Origin of the sequence: Curtobacterium sp. MMLR14_006, from assembly GCF_001864985.1 — a bacterium.
Taxonomy (GTDB): domain Bacteria; phylum Actinomycetota; class Actinomycetes; order Actinomycetales; family Microbacteriaceae; genus Curtobacterium.
This window is the reverse complement of sequence record NZ_MJGU01000023.1, coordinates 1-13,655: the sequence shown is the minus strand read 5'-3', so window position 1 is coordinate 13,655 and position 13,655 is coordinate 1. Positions and strand designations below refer to the sequence as shown.

General features: G+C 71.9%; 12 protein-coding genes. 5 read left to right on the top strand and 7 right to left on the bottom strand.

Annotated features, from left to right (window positions below):
* Positions 1-46: 46 nt before the first annotated feature.
* From BIU94_RS11850 to BIU94_RS11825, 6 genes are all read right to left on the bottom strand, one after another.
* Positions 47-2,320 carry a glycoside hydrolase family 3 N-terminal domain-containing protein gene (locus tag BIU94_RS11850; RefSeq protein WP_071260474.1) on the bottom strand — a complete coding sequence of 758 codons (2,274 nt, stop codon included), beginning with the start codon at positions 2,318-2,320 and terminating at the stop codon, positions 47-49.
* A complete protein-coding gene (locus BIU94_RS11845) occupies positions 2,317-3,405 on the bottom strand; it encodes an ABC transporter permease (protein WP_083404786.1) in 1,089 nt (362 codons plus the stop codon). Before BIU94_RS11845 ends, BIU94_RS11850 begins: the two co-directional genes overlap by 4 nt.
* Positions 3,406-3,407: 2 nt before the next feature.
* On the bottom strand, positions 3,408-4,478 hold the full coding sequence (locus BIU94_RS11840) for an ABC transporter permease (protein WP_071260472.1): 1,071 nt from the start codon (positions 4,476-4,478) through the stop codon (positions 3,408-3,410).
* Positions 4,475-5,287 carry an ABC transporter ATP-binding protein gene (locus BIU94_RS11835; protein WP_071260470.1) on the bottom strand — a complete coding sequence of 271 codons (813 nt, stop codon included), beginning with the start codon at positions 5,285-5,287 and terminating at the stop codon, positions 4,475-4,477. Before BIU94_RS11835 ends, BIU94_RS11840 begins: the two co-directional genes overlap by 4 nt.
* On the bottom strand, positions 5,284-6,108 hold the full coding sequence (locus BIU94_RS11830) for an ABC transporter ATP-binding protein (protein WP_071260467.1): 825 nt from the start codon (positions 6,106-6,108) through the stop codon (positions 5,284-5,286). The genes BIU94_RS11835 and BIU94_RS11830 overlap by 4 nt, the downstream gene beginning before the upstream one ends.
* A gap of 82 nt (positions 6,109-6,190) precedes the next feature.
* Positions 6,191-7,867 (bottom strand): ABC transporter substrate-binding protein, encoded by a 1,677-nt coding sequence (locus tag BIU94_RS11825; protein WP_071260464.1) that lies wholly within the window; start codon positions 7,865-7,867, stop codon positions 6,191-6,193.
* Positions 7,868-8,008: 141 nt separating this feature from the next.
* Here BIU94_RS11825 and BIU94_RS11820 point away from each other — a divergent pair, with 141 nt between their 5' ends.
* Entirely contained in the window at positions 8,009-8,656 is a 648-nt protein-coding gene (locus tag BIU94_RS11820) for a TetR/AcrR family transcriptional regulator (RefSeq protein ID WP_071260462.1), read from the top strand.
* A gap of 43 nt (positions 8,657-8,699) precedes the next feature.
* Here BIU94_RS11820 and BIU94_RS11815 read toward each other — a convergent pair whose 3' ends face one another.
* Positions 8,700-9,605, bottom strand: a complete 906-nt coding sequence (locus BIU94_RS11815; RefSeq protein WP_083404785.1) for a DMT family transporter — start codon at positions 9,603-9,605, stop codon at positions 8,700-8,702.
* Between the two features lie 70 nt (positions 9,606-9,675).
* Between BIU94_RS11815 and BIU94_RS11810 the strand changes: the two genes are divergently transcribed.
* The 4 genes from BIU94_RS11810 to BIU94_RS11795 are packed head-to-tail and all read left to right on the top strand — an operon-like array spanning position 9,676 to position 13,332.
* Complete coding sequence (locus BIU94_RS11810) at positions 9,676-10,524, top strand: LysR family transcriptional regulator (RefSeq protein WP_071260459.1); 849 nt, start codon at positions 9,676-9,678, stop codon at positions 10,522-10,524.
* Between the two features lie 55 nt (positions 10,525-10,579).
* On the top strand, positions 10,580-11,791 hold the full coding sequence (locus tag BIU94_RS11805) for a sensor histidine kinase (protein WP_071260457.1): 1,212 nt from the start codon (positions 10,580-10,582) through the stop codon (positions 11,789-11,791).
* Positions 11,779-12,474, top strand: a complete 696-nt coding sequence (locus BIU94_RS11800) for a response regulator transcription factor (RefSeq protein ID WP_083404784.1) — start codon at positions 11,779-11,781, stop codon at positions 12,472-12,474. Before BIU94_RS11805 ends, BIU94_RS11800 begins: the two co-directional genes overlap by 13 nt.
* 45 nt (positions 12,475-12,519) lie before the next feature.
* Positions 12,520-13,332, top strand: coding sequence for a fructosamine kinase family protein (locus tag BIU94_RS11795; protein ID WP_071260455.1), 813 nt, complete (start codon positions 12,520-12,522; stop codon positions 13,330-13,332).
* Positions 13,333-13,655 lie beyond the last annotated feature (323 nt).

Genomic DNA, 13,655 nt, shown 5'->3' with positions numbered 1-13,655 from the left:
ACGGTCAGCGTACGGTCGCGGGACCGACGCCGACCGCGTGACCGGGTCAGCCCGTCACCGTGAAGCGCGCGGCGTGCAGTGCCGACGGCCGCGAGGACGGTCCGACCAGCACCTCGAAGGCTCCGGGCTCGACCCGGCGCACGCCCGCGGCGTCGACGATCGAGCAGTCCGCGACCGGGAGCTCGATCCGCACCCGCACCGCGGCGCCGGGGGCGACGTCCACCTGCCGGAACGCCTTGAGCTCGCGGTCCGCCCAGCTGACGCTCGTGACCGCGTCGCGGACGTAGAGCTGGACCGTCTCACGGGTCGGCCGCGCGCCGGTGTTCCGGACGGTGACCTCGGCCACGACGGTGTCGTCCGGGCCGAGCTCGGGGTCGACGACGGCCAGGTCGGTGTACTCGACGGTGGTGTACGAACGGCCCTCGCCGAAGACCCACGCCGGTTCCTGGGTCAGGTCGGCGTACCGGTCGCCGTGCTGCCCGCGGATCTGGTTGTAGTACGTCGGCTGCTGCCCGACGTGCCGGGCGAACGAGATCGGCAGGCGCCCCGAGGGCTCGACCCGGCCGGCCAGCAGCTCGGCGAGCGCCCGACCACCGAGCATGCCGGGGTTCGCCGCCCAGACGACCGCGGCGGCGTCCGCCACCGACGGCGGCAGCACGAGCGGCTTCGAGGCGAGCAGGACGACCACGACGGGCTTCCCCGTCGCGATGAGGGCGTCCAGGAGCGCGCCCTGGCCGCCGATCAGGTCGAGCGTGGCGGTGGAGCGCCCCTCGCCGACGAGCTCGATGCGGTCGCCGACCACGGCGACGACGACGTCCGATTCCTCGGCGGCGCGGACGGCCTCGGCGAGCAGCGCCGGGTCGGACGGGGCCGGCACGACGACCGGCGGCCGGGGCTGCCCGTCCGGGAACGTCGCGCCCTGCGGGTCCTGCTCGAGGCTCAGGATCTCGGCACCGGTCGCGTGGCGGACGTCCCACGTCCCGATCCCGCGCAGACCGTCGAGCACCGTGGTGATCATCGACCGCGGCTGGCCGTCGAGCCAGCCCGCCTGACCGGACCCGCCGGCCCAGTCGCCGAGCTGCGTCTGCGCGTCGTCGGCGAGCGGTCCGACGACCGCGACCCGGAGCGGCTCCGACTCGTCGAGGGGCAGCGTGCCGTCGTTCTCGAGCAGCACGATCGACCGGCGCGCGACGTCGAGGTTGAGCGCCGCGTGCTCCTCGGTGCCGATGACGTCGTCGAGGTCGGCGGCGGGCAGCCGCGGGTCCTCGAACAGGCCCAGGTCGAACTTGAGCGTGAGGATGCGCGCCACCGCGGCGTCGAACGCGTCGGGGTCGAGCATGCCGCGCTCGACCGCCTCGAGGGCGCCCTCGAAGAACGCGGGCGTGGTCATCACCATGTCGTTGCCGGCGCGCACCGCGGCGGCGGCCGCGTGGGCGTGGTCCGGCTGGACCTGCTGCTCCCAGACCATGCGGCCGACGTTGTCCCAGTCGGTGATCAGGGTGCCCGTCCAGCCCCACTCCCCGCGCAGCACCTCGTTGAGCAGCCAGTCGTTCACGGTGATCGGGACGCCGTCGGTGCTCTGGTACCCGAGCATGAACGTGCGGCAGCCCTCGCGGGCGACGCGTTCGAACGGCGGCAGGAACCAGCTGCGGAGCTTGCGACGCGAGATGTCGGCCTCGCTGGCGTCCCGGCCGCCCTGCGTCTCCGAGTAACCGGCGAAGTGCTTCGCCGTGGCGAGGATCGCGGTCGGGTCGTCGAGGCCGTCGCCCTGGTACCCGCGCACCATCGCGCTGGCGAGCTCGCCGATCAGGAACGGGTCCTCGCCGAAGGTCTCGCTGATGCGCCCCCACCGCAGGTCCCGGGCGATGCAGAGCACCGGCGAGAAGGTCCAGTGCACGCCGGTGGCGGCGACCTCGCGTGCGGTGGCACGCGCCACCCGCTCGACGAGGTCCGTGTCCCACGACGCGGCCATGCCGAGCTGGGTCGGGTAGATCGTCGCCCCCGGCCAGAACGAGTGCCCGTGGATGCAGTCCTCGCCGACGAGCAGCGGGATCCGCAGGCGCGTCTCGGCGGTGAGCCGGTTCGCCTCGAGGATGCGTTCCGGCGACGTGTGCAGGACGGAGCCGACGTTCCGCCGCAGGACGTGGTCGCGCAGGTCGTCGCGGGCGTCGAGCTGCAGCATCTGCCCGACCTTCTCCTCCACGGTCATCCGGGCGAGCAGGTCGGCGACGCGGTCGGCGGTCGGCAGGGACGGGTCGGTGTAGGCCGGGGCGCCGTCCGGCCGCCCGTCGGTCGCGGCGGCGGGTGCGGTGGTGCTCATGCGCGGTCCCCTGACGGATCGCGGTCGTCCGGGTCGGCGGCCGTGCGGACCGGACGGACCTGGGTGACGGCGGCGTTGACGTTCATGCCCTTGCGCTTCATCGCACGGGCACGCTCACCGGCGGAGCGCAGGCGCGGGTTGACGTACTCGTCGATGCCGAAGTTGATGAGCGAGAGCGCCACACCGAGCAGGGCGATGCAGAGCCCGGCCGGGACGTACCACCACCAGTAGTCCGGGAACGCGTTGTTCTGCTGCGCCCAGAACAGGATCGTGCCCCAGTTCAGGTTCGACACCGGGATGACCCCGATGAACGCGAGCGTCGTCAGGCCGAGGACGGCCGCGGTCATCGTGCCGACGAAGCTCGAGGCGATGATCGCCATGAGGTTCGGCAGCATCTCGACCAGGATGATCCGGTGCAGCGGCTCGCCGTTCGCGCGGGCCGCCTGGATGAAGTCGCGGTTGCGGAGCGACATGGTCTGCGCGCGGAGCACCCGGGCGCCCCACGCCCAGCCGGTGAAGCCGAGCACGGCGGCGACGACCCAGAGCGGCGGGTCCTGGAACTGCGAGGCGACGATGATCATCAGCGGGAGCCCGGGGATGACGAGGAACACGTTCGACAGCGCGGACAGCGACTCGCTCTTCCACCCGCGCAGGTACCCGGCGGTGACGCCGACGGCGATCGCCACCACGGTCGCCATGATGGTCGCGAGGAACCCGACGACCAGCACGCCGCGCGTGCCGTAGACGAGCTGGCTGAAGACGTCCTGCCCGATGTGCGTGGTGCCGAGCAGGTGCCGGAACGACGGCCGCTCGAGCGTCGCGTCGAGGTTCTGCGCGTGCGGGTCGGCCGGGGCGATGAGCGGAGCGAAGACCGCGACGAGCACGAACACCCCGAGGATGACGAGCCCGGTGGCGGACTTCGGGTTGGCGAACATCGCGGTCGACGCCCGCAGCTGCGACCAGAAGGTCTTGTCGCCGCCGCGGCGGGGGCCTGCCGGCTCGGTGGTCAGGACGGCCGCGGTCTCCGGGGCGCCGGCGCCCACCGGCTGCACGAGGACGGGGGTCTTCTCGGCTGGACTGTTCATGATCAGGCCTCCGTCTGACGGGTACGGGGATCGAGGACGGCGTAGGCGATGTCGGCGATGACGTTCGCCACGAGGACCGCCAGGACGAGGACGAGGAAGATGCCCTGCATCAGCGCGTAGTCCTTCGCGTTGGTGGCGTTGAGCAGCAGGAGTCCGATGCCCGGGTAGGAGAACACCATCTCCATGACGAGCGTGCCGCCGACGATGAACCCGATGGCGAGCGCGAAGCTCTGGATCTGCGGCAGCACCGCGTTCCGCGCGGCGTACTTCCACAGCACGCGACGGTTCGGCATGCCCTTCGCCTGCGCGACCGTGATGTAGTCCTCGTCGAGGACGGTGAGCATCATGTTGCGCATGCCGAGCACCCAGCCGCCGAGCGAGACGATGACGATCGTCACGACCGGCAGGACCGCGTGCGACGCGACCTCCTGGATGAAGGGGCCGTTCCACCCGGGCTCGACGCCGATCTCGTAGGCGTGGCCGGCCGGGAACCAGCCGAGGGCGGTGGAGAACACGGCGATGAAGATGAGGCCCAGCCAGAAGTACGGCACGGTGCCGAGGAACGTCGTGATCGGGACGAGTGCGTCCAGGCTGCTGCCGCGGCGCCAGCCGATGACCGCGCCGACAGCGGTGCCGATGAGGAACGAGATGATCGTGGCGAAGCCGACGAGGCCGAGCGTCCACGGCAGCGCCGAGGCGATGGCCTCACCGACCGGTGCGAGGCCCGTCGAGATCGAGATGCCGAGGTTGCCGTGCAGCAGCATGTTCCAGTAGTCGAGGTACTGCTGCCAGAGCGGCACCGAGGTGTCCAGGCCGAACAGTGCCCGCAGGGACTTCTCGGCGTCCGGCGTCAGCTGCCCCTGGCTGCGGGCCATGAACGCGTCGACCGCGTCGCCCTTGAGCATGCGCGGCAGGAAGAAGTTGATCGTGATCGCGGCCCAGAGGGTGAACGCATAGAAGAGCACGCGGCCACCGATGAACCGCCACGGCACGCGGCTGCGCTGCCCGTCCGTGCCGGTGGCGGTCGTGCCGACGAGCGTCGGGTCGACCGGGGTCTGCAGTTCGGCGCTCACCGCGCACCTCCTGATGACTGTGCCGACAGGTCCCGGAAGTGCTTCTCGGGGTCGGGCGAAGCGGAGCGCAACTCGCGCGTGTAGGGGTCCTGCGGGCGCAGGATGACGTCGTCGGCGGGGCCGCTCTCGACGACGCGGCCCTGGTTGAGGACCATGATCTCGTCGCTGAAGTGCCGCGCCGTGGCGAGGTCGTGGGTGATGTAGAGGACGCCGAGCCCCTCCTCGCGCTGCAGTTCGGCGAGCAGGCTGAGCACGCCGAGGCGGATGGAGACGTCGAGCATCGAGACCGGTTCGTCGGCGACGAGCAGCGAGGGACGCGACGCCAGGGCACGGGCGATCGCGACGCGCTGCCGCTGACCGCCGGAGAGCTCGTGCGGGCGACGGTCGATCACCGCGTCGGCGTCCAGGCGCACCCGTTCCAACAGCCGACGGACCTCGTCGTCGACCTGGTCGCGCGGGACGACCCGGTCGAGCCGCAGCGGCCGCTCGACGTGGTGGCGGATCGAGTGGTACGGGTTCAGCGAGGCGAAGGGGTCCTGGAAGACCATGCGCAGCTGCTGCCGGTACTTCCGCAGTCCCTTGCCCGAGGTCGGGATCGGCGACCCGTCGAGCAGGACCTGCCCGGACGTCGGCCGCTCCAGCTGCGTGAGGATCTTCGCGATCGTCGACTTGCCGCTGCCGGACTGGCCGACGAGGCCGATGGTCTGCCCGGAGGACAGCGTGAAGCTGACGTCGTCGAGGGCCTTGAGCTGTCCGGAGCCCCGGACGTTGTAGACCTTCGTGACGTTGGTGAACTCGAGGGTCGTCATCGTACGACCACCCCTTTCTCCCCGGTCAGACGCGGGAACGATGCCAGGAGCTTGCGGGTGTAGTCGTGCTGCGGGTCGTTCCAGATGCGCTCGGCGGTCGCCAGCTCGACGATCTCGCCCTCGCGCATGATCGCGATGCGGTCGCTGATCTCGAGCAGGAGCGGCAGGTCGTGGGTGATGAAGACGACCGAGAACCCGAACTCGTGCCGGAGCTGCGAGATCTGGCTGAGGATCTCGCGCTGGACGAGCACGTCGAGCGCGGTGGTCGGCTCGTCCATGATCATGAGCTGCGGACGGAGCGCGAGCGCCATCGCGATCATGACGCGCTGCCGCATGCCACCGGAGAGCTCGTGCGGGTACGACCGGAAGCGCTGCGCGCCGACCTTGACGATGTCGAGCAGCTCGACGACGGCACGACGGCGCTGCTTGCGGTCCAGGTCGGGGCGGTGCACGACGAACACGTCGTCGAGCTGGGCGCCGATCGTCGCCACCGGGTTGAGCGCGTTCATCGCGCCCTGGAAGACCATCGAGATCTTGTCCCAGCGGAAGCGGCGCATGGCCTCGACGTCGAGCGCGTTGACGTCGACGTCCTCGCCGGAACGGTCGTGGAACACGACGCTGCCGTCGGTGATGACGGCCGGCGGCCGCAGGAGTCGCTGGACCCCGTACGCCAGGGTGGTCTTGCCGCATCCGCTCTCGCCGGCGAGACCGACGATCTCGCCGCGCTGGATGTCGAGGGTGACGCCCTTGACCGCGCGCACCGGCGGGTCGACGTCGTACACGACCGAGAAGTCGCGCACGGAGAGGAGTGTGTCGGTCATGTGCTCGTCGCCTTCCTGCTGACCGCGACGTCCGGGGCGGGACGCGGTGGTCCGTGCCCCGCCCCGGACTGGAGTGGAGGTGCTACTTCGCCGGCTTCAGCTGCATGAGGACCTGGACGGCCCACGGCTGCGTCGGGTCGGCCGTGGCGTACTGGTCCTCCTCGCTCGGCCACCCGGTGAAGTTCCGGGTGTTGTACTCACCGAGCTGCGGGTGCGTGCCGATCGGGATCGCCGGGACGTCCTCGACGAAGATCTTCTGGACCTCGTCGAGCGCCTCCTTGCGCGTCGCGTCGTCCGAGGCCGCGGCGTACTCCTTGAGCAGCTTGGTCGCCTCCGGGTTGTCGTAGCGGCCGAAGTTGTCGGCGACCTTGCCGCCGGACTCCTGCTCCAGGTAGGCGCCGTTCATCGTGTCGTCGTAGATGTGCCACGGGTTCGAACCGGAGCCGCTCCAGTGCAGGACGGCGTCGAAGTTGCCGGTGGCGACGTTCGAGGTCCAGGTGTCGGCGTCGGGGGTCGCGACCTTGACGTCGGCGCCGAGCGTCTTCTCCACCTGGGTGGCGATGAGCTGGATGCCGGTGACGTAGTCGTTCCAGCCCTGCGGGTTCTGCAGCGTGAAGGACATTGCCTTGCCCGACGGGTCGGTCAGTGCGCCGCTCTTCCACGTGTAGCCGGCGTCGGTCAGCACCTTCTTGGCGCCGTCGACGTCGATCGAGAACTCCTGGTCCTTGTACTCGTCGGCGATGTACTGGTCGCCGGTCGGCTGCGGGATGCCGGTGACGTTCTTCAGCTCGGGCCCGGCGTTGCTGCGGGCCTTCTCGGCGTGCGCCTTGCGGTCGATGACCATGTTGACGGCCTTGCGGAGCGCGACGTCGTTGAACGGTGCCTTCGTGGTGTTCACGACGATCATGTCGGGGCTGAGGATGTTGGCGCCCCAGAACACGTTGTGCTCCGGGTCCTTCTGCACGTAGTTCTTCTCGAAGTCGGTGATGAAGATCTGCGCCCAGTCGGTCTCACGGTTCTGCAGACCGCGCAGCAGGCCGGTGTTGTCGTTGTACTCGAGGTACTTCAGCTGCGCGACGGGGACCTTGCCGCCCCAGTAGTCCGAGCGGGCCTTGAGCACGACGCCCTGCGACGAGAAGGTCGAGATCGTGTACGGACCGGTGCCGACGGCGTCCTTGACCGCGTCCTTCGTCGGGTCCGCGATGTCCTTCCACTGGTGCTCGGGGACGATGCTGACGTGCAGCACGTCACCCTGCTTCACGAACTTCGACTCGCTGAAGTCCATGACGACGTCGCCGCCGTCCTTCTCGATGCTGGTCAGCTTCAGGCCGCCGAGGTCGAGCGCGGGGTTGTCCTTGATGAGCGAGTACGTGAAGACGATGTCGTCCGCCGTGAACGGTTCGCCGTCGCTCCACTTCACGCCCTCGCGGGGGGTGACGGTGAGCTTCGTGTAGTCGTCGTTCCAGGTGACCTTCGAGGCGAGCCACGGGGTGGTCTGGTTGTCGCCCACCGGGTTGACCATCGCGAGCGGCTCGAAGATCATCCGGTCGTACCCGAGGGACATGCCGGAGCCGGTGCTGATGAACGGGTTGTTGATCTGCGTCGCGAGGACGGCAGCGCCGTCCGGCTTGGCGATCGTCAGGGTCGACGAGCCCGAGCCGCCGGAGCCGCCCTGGCCGCCGCTCGAGCATCCGGTGAGCACCATGGCGCCCAGCGCGGCGACTGCGGTCGCCGTGATCAGGTGTTTCTTGAGCCTCATTGCTTCTCCCTCGGGAACTTCGTCGTTTCCGTGGCCTGCTGAACAGGCGACTGCGGCAGAACGTAACGTACTTACTGACCAGAAAGCAAGTAACGATCCGGTGTAGTGTGACGAGCGACTCGAAGGCGGGAGACCGGTGCGATGACCACGACTGCCAGCAGTGCCACGCCACGACCCGAGACCGAACGCAAGCGGCAGGACATCCTCCGGGCGGCGGTCGACACGTTCGGCGCGAAGGGCTCGACGAACGGCACCCTGGCCGACATCGCGGACCAGGTCGGCATCACCCGCGCGGGCGTCCTGCACCACTTCGGCTCGAAGCAGGCCCTGCTGCTCGAGGTGATCGAGTTCCGCGACCGCGACGACGTCGCCGACCTCGACGGCAAGCAGATGCCGGGCGGCGCTGGCCTGTTCGTGCACTTCGTGTCGACCGTGCTGCGCAACAGCCTCCGGCCCGGCATCGTGCAGGTCTACACGGTCCTGTCGTCCGAGTCCGTGACCGACGACCACCCGGCGCGCGCCTACTTCGAGCAGCGGTACCGGACCCTGCGGTCCGACGTCGACCACGCGTTCCGTGCGCTCTGCGCAGCCGAGGGCGTGACCGACCTGCGCACCGTCGACCACGCCTCGGCGGCGGTCCTCGCGGTCATGGACGGCCTGCAGCTGCAGTGGCTGCTCGACCCGTCGGCCGTCGACCTCGCCGCGGCGAGCGAGTTCGCGATCCAGGCGATCGTGAACGGCGTGTTGCACCCGGGTCCGCCGCTGTCGGCGCACCTCGACGAGGACTGACCCGGCACCGGACGTCGGCGCCGCACGCCACGGGGCCCCGCTGTCAGACCGCGGTCCGCACCGCCGTCCGGCGACGCCCGAGCACCCCGGACGCGAGCGCGATGCCGAGCAGCACGACCAGGCCGCCGACCGGCTCGTTCCACCGCACCCGCTCCCCGAGCACGAGCACGCCCAGCGCCACCCCGACCACCGGCGTCAGGTAGGTCACGGTGGACGCGCGACCCGCGCCCCACGCCTGCACCAGGCGCGTGTTCCAGGCGTAGGCCAGCCCCGTCCCGACGCAACCGAGCGCGACCATCGCGGCCACGATCCTCCCGTCCAGCTGCACCGGACCGGTCGCGATGCCGGGCGCGACCACCAGGAGCATCCCCGAGGCCAGCGTCAGCTGGACCGTCGCCAACGTGACCGGGTCGTACGCGCTCGCCACCGCGACCCGGCGCAGGTAGGCGAGCCCGACGCCGTAGGACGCCGTCATGCCGAGCAGCGCGACCTGTCCCGGCACGCTCGCCAGGACCTCGGGGTCGGTGAGGACGTCCCACGGCCCGACGAGCACGAGGACCCCGACGATGCCGAGCACGATCCCGAGCACCTGCCGGCCGCGCAGCCGCTCGGACGGCACGAGCACCGCGAGGGCGGCCAGCGTCATGATCGGGGTCGTCGCGTTGTAGATGCTCGCGAGTCCCGACGGCACCGTCTGCTCGGCCCACGCCATGAGCGACGACGGCAGCGCGTTGAGGAACACCGCGACGACGGCCAGGTGCCCCCACACCCGCGGTTCCCGGGGCCAGCGCCGCCGGGTCGCGAGCAGCACCACGACGAGCGTGACGGCGCCGAGCACGGTCCGCACGGTGGCGACCTGCTGGGGCGCGAGGCCGTCGAGTCCGATCTTCGCGAAGAGGAAGCTCGAACCCCAGGTGAGGGCGACGAGGACGTAGAGGGCGGCGTTCACGAGGTACAGTCTCGACAACCGGGCGGCATGTCGCGAACGCATGTCGCTCATACCGACATGAGGAGCACGCATGACCGTCTCCGTCCCGCAGCTGCGGGCGTTCGTCACGACGCTCGACGCCGGCTCGTTCACGGCGGCCGCCGCCGAGCTCGGCGTCGGCCAGTCCGCGGTGTCGCACGCCGTCGCCGGGTTCGAGCGCGAGGTGGGCGGACCGGTGGTCCGCCGCGGCGGCGTCGCGACCCCGACACCCCTCGGCGAGCGTCTGCTGGCCCACGCCCGCAGCGTGCTCGCCTCCGTCGACGCCCTGGAGGCGATGGTCCGGCCCGCCACGGCCCGCGGCACCGTGCGGCTCGCCGCCGTCCCCACCGTCTGCCAGGGCCTGCTGCCGCGACTCCGCGAGCTGTGGGCGGTGACCCTGCCGGACGTCGACGTCCAGGTCTACGAGGGGGACGACGACGAGATGCCCGAGTGGCTCGAGGCCGGCACCGTCGACGCCGCCGTGCTCGTCGACCCCTCGCCGGTCCCCGTCGGCGGGGTCGTCGTCGCCCAGGACGAGATGGCAGCGGTCGTCCGTCGGGACCACCCGCTCGCCGAACTGCCCGCGCTCTCGCTCGACGACCTGCACGAGGACGGCCTCGTCGCCGGTGGTGGCGGCTGCGAGTACCAGATCCAGAAGCTGCACGAGCTCGAGGGGCGTCCCTTCCGCTACGCCCACCGCGTGCGGGAGATGAGCACCATGTTCGGCATGATCGAACGGGGCGAGGGCGTCTCGATCGTGCCGACGCTCGGACGCGTGATGCTGCCGCCGGACCTCGTCATGGTGCCGATGGCCCGACGACTGGAACGGACGCTCGTGCTGAGCGGGCCGGTGTCGCGCGAGTGGCACCCGCTGGCCCGGGCGCTCGTCGACGCGGTCTGAGCGCGTACGACCTTCGGTGGATCCGCCGACAGCCCCGGCTTCCTAGGCTCGGAGCATGACCACGACCGCGACCCTGCCCGCCGTCCCCGTCGGTCGACGCATCTGGGCGGAGACCTGGCGGCTGGCCGTCGCCGCGCTGGCCGGCGTGACCGCCTTCGCCCTGGTCTGGTCGACGCTCGACACCGCGGGGTGGAACGACGCCCGTGTCGGCGGTCTGCTCGTCGCCGACCTGCTGTGCGGGTTCCTCGCCCTGCTGCTCGTGCCGTTCCGACACCGTGCGCCCCTGCTGGTAACGATCGTGGTCGTCGCGCTGAGCGCGGTCTCGACGCTGGCGATCGGGGCGGCCGCACTCGCGGTGGTCTCGGTCGCCACCCGCCGTCGCGTCGTCGAGATCGCCGTGACGAGCGCGGTGATGGTCGTCGCCACGATCGTGTACGAGGGCCTGCTCGTGCCGGACGACGCCACACCGCTGTGGCAGGTCGTGGTGGCCGCCGCCGTCGTCGTCGCCCTGCTGGCGGCCATCGGCATCGGCGTCGGCCAGCGCCGCGCCCTCGTCGTGTCGCTCCGCGAACGCGCTGCCCTGCTCGAACGCGACCAGCAGCTCCGCGAGGACCGCGCCCGCGAGCAGGAACGCGCGCACATCGCCCGCGAGATGCACGACGTGCTCGGACACCGGCTGTCCCTCGTCGCGCTGCACGCCGGGGCGCTCGAGTACCGCGGTCCCGCGCTCTCCCCCGACGAGACGGCGGCCGCGGCCGGCGTGGTCCGCGCCGAGGCGCACGCCGCGCTCACCGACCTGCGCGACGTGCTCGGGGTCCTGCGCGACCCCGCGTCCACCGGGGGCGACGAGGTCACCGGCACCGCGCCTCCGCAGCCGACGCTCGGCGACCTGCCCGCGCTCCTCGACCAGGCGCGCGCCGCGGGGACGACGGTCCGGGCCACGCTCGGCGACCTCGACACGGTGCCGGCCGTCGTCGGTCGCCACGCGTACCGCATCGTGCAGGAGGCCCTGACGAACGCCCGCCGCCACGCGACCGGGCGGCCGGTCGACGTGGTGCTCGACCTGCTCCCCGCCCCGGCCCTGCGGGTCGTCGTGACGAACCCGGTCGCGTCGACCGACGACGCCGCCGACGCCGGCACGATCGACGTCGGGCACGGGCTGCGCGGCCTCGCCGAGCGCGCCCGGCTCGTCGGCGGCACCTTCCGCGCCGGGGCCGGTGTCGAGGGCGTCTGGACCGTCGAGGCGGTGCTGCCGTGGACGGCGTGACCGCACCGGTCCGGGTCGTCCTGGTCGACGACGACCAGCTCGTGCGCGCCGGCCTCCGGCTGCTACTCAGCGGCGACGACGGCCTCGACGTCGTCGGTGAGGCCGGTGACGGGCTCGAGGCCGAGGGCGTCATCGCGGCGACCGAACCCGACGTCGTGCTCATGGACATCCGGATGCCGCGCTGCGACGGCCTGGTCGCGACCGCTCGCGAACTGCGGCGTCGGCCGGAACTCGCCGTGCTCGTCCTGACGACGTTCGAGGGGGACGACCTCGTGCTCGGCGCCCTCCGGAGCGGTGCCCGCGGGTTCCTGCTCAAGGACACCCCGCCGCACGAGCTCGTCGAGGCCGTGCGCACCGTCGCCGCCGGCCGGTCGATCCTGTCGCCGTCCGTGCTCGACCGCGTCATCGCGTTCGCCGCGGCACCGGACGCCGGGCCGGTGCGCCCCGACACCGACGGGGCGGCGGAGCGGCGACTGCTCGCGCTGCTCACCGAGCGCGAGACCGAGGTCGCCCTCGCCGTCGCGAACGGGGCGTCGAACGCGCAGATCGCCGCCGACCTGTTCGTCGGGCTCGCCACGGTGAAGACGCACATCGGCCACGTCTACGAGAAGTTCGGCGTCGAGAACCGGGTGCAGCTCGCGCTGGTCGTGCACGCGGCCCGGCGCGGGCGGGCCGCCGGGTGACCGGGCGCTGAACGGGCACGCCGCGGTCGTCGGCAGGATGGGGCGATGGCCGAGACGCACGTGAAGACCTTCACCACCCCCGACGAGGCAGCCGCCGAGGCGGCCGGACTCGAGTGGCTCGCGGCCGCCGAGCCGGACGGCGGCACCAGGACGGCGCGGGTGCTCGGACGGCCGAGCCGGACGGTGCTCGACCTCGAACTGGTCTCCGACGGCTCCCCCACCGCCGCGCAGGCGGAGCGGTTCGGACGCTCCCTCGCGCACACCCACGCCGCCGGTGCGGACCACTGGGGCGCGCCGCCCGCGGGCTGGCCGGCCGGGTCGCCGCTGCGCATGGGGCGCTCGCGCACCCCGTTCGTCAGCGCCGAGCGCGCGCCGGCCACGTGGGGCGAGTTCTTCGCCGAGTACCGCATCCGGGACTTCGTCCGCCGCATCGTCGACGCCGGCGGGTTCGACCACGACCAGGCCGCCGTGTTCGACCGGGTCGCCGACCGGGTGCAGGACGGCACCCTCGGGTCGCCGCAGCCGGCGCTCGTCGGCGACCGACCGGCGCGACTGCACGGCGACCTGTGGGCGGGCAACGTGCTCTGGCCGACCGACTCGTCGGAGCCGACCGGGGCAGTGCTCATCGACCCGATCGCGCACGGCGGGCACGCCGAGACGGACCTGGCGCTGCTCGGGCTGTTCGGGCTGCCCCGGCTCGAGACGGTGCTCGCCGCCTACGACCGGGAGTCCCGGCTGGCCGACGGCTGGCAGGAGCGCGTCGAACTGCACCAGCTCGCGCCCCTGCTGCTGCACGTGTTCCTGTTCGGCGGGTCGTACACCGGGTCGGCGCTGCGCGCGGCACAGCGGTACGCCTGACCGCGGCGGGCGGAGCGTCGTGCGCGGCCGGTGTCCGAGCGCGATACTGGGTGGACGGTCACGACGAGGAGGCCCGCATGACGAACCAGTACGACGAGCTGCCCGGCCGACCGGACCCGGCCGACCTGGTCGTCGAGGTCCCGGCCTTCGAGGACGACCGCCCCCCAGCCGGAACCGGCTCCCCCGGCCGCCGCCCCCGAACTCGTGGCGGCCACCGAGTTCGCCCGCTCCTCGCACGCCCCGCCGACGATCCGACGCACGCAGGTGCGGGCGGGCCTGTGGATCGCGGGCGTGCCGATCGCCGCGCTCGTCGTCGTCGCCGT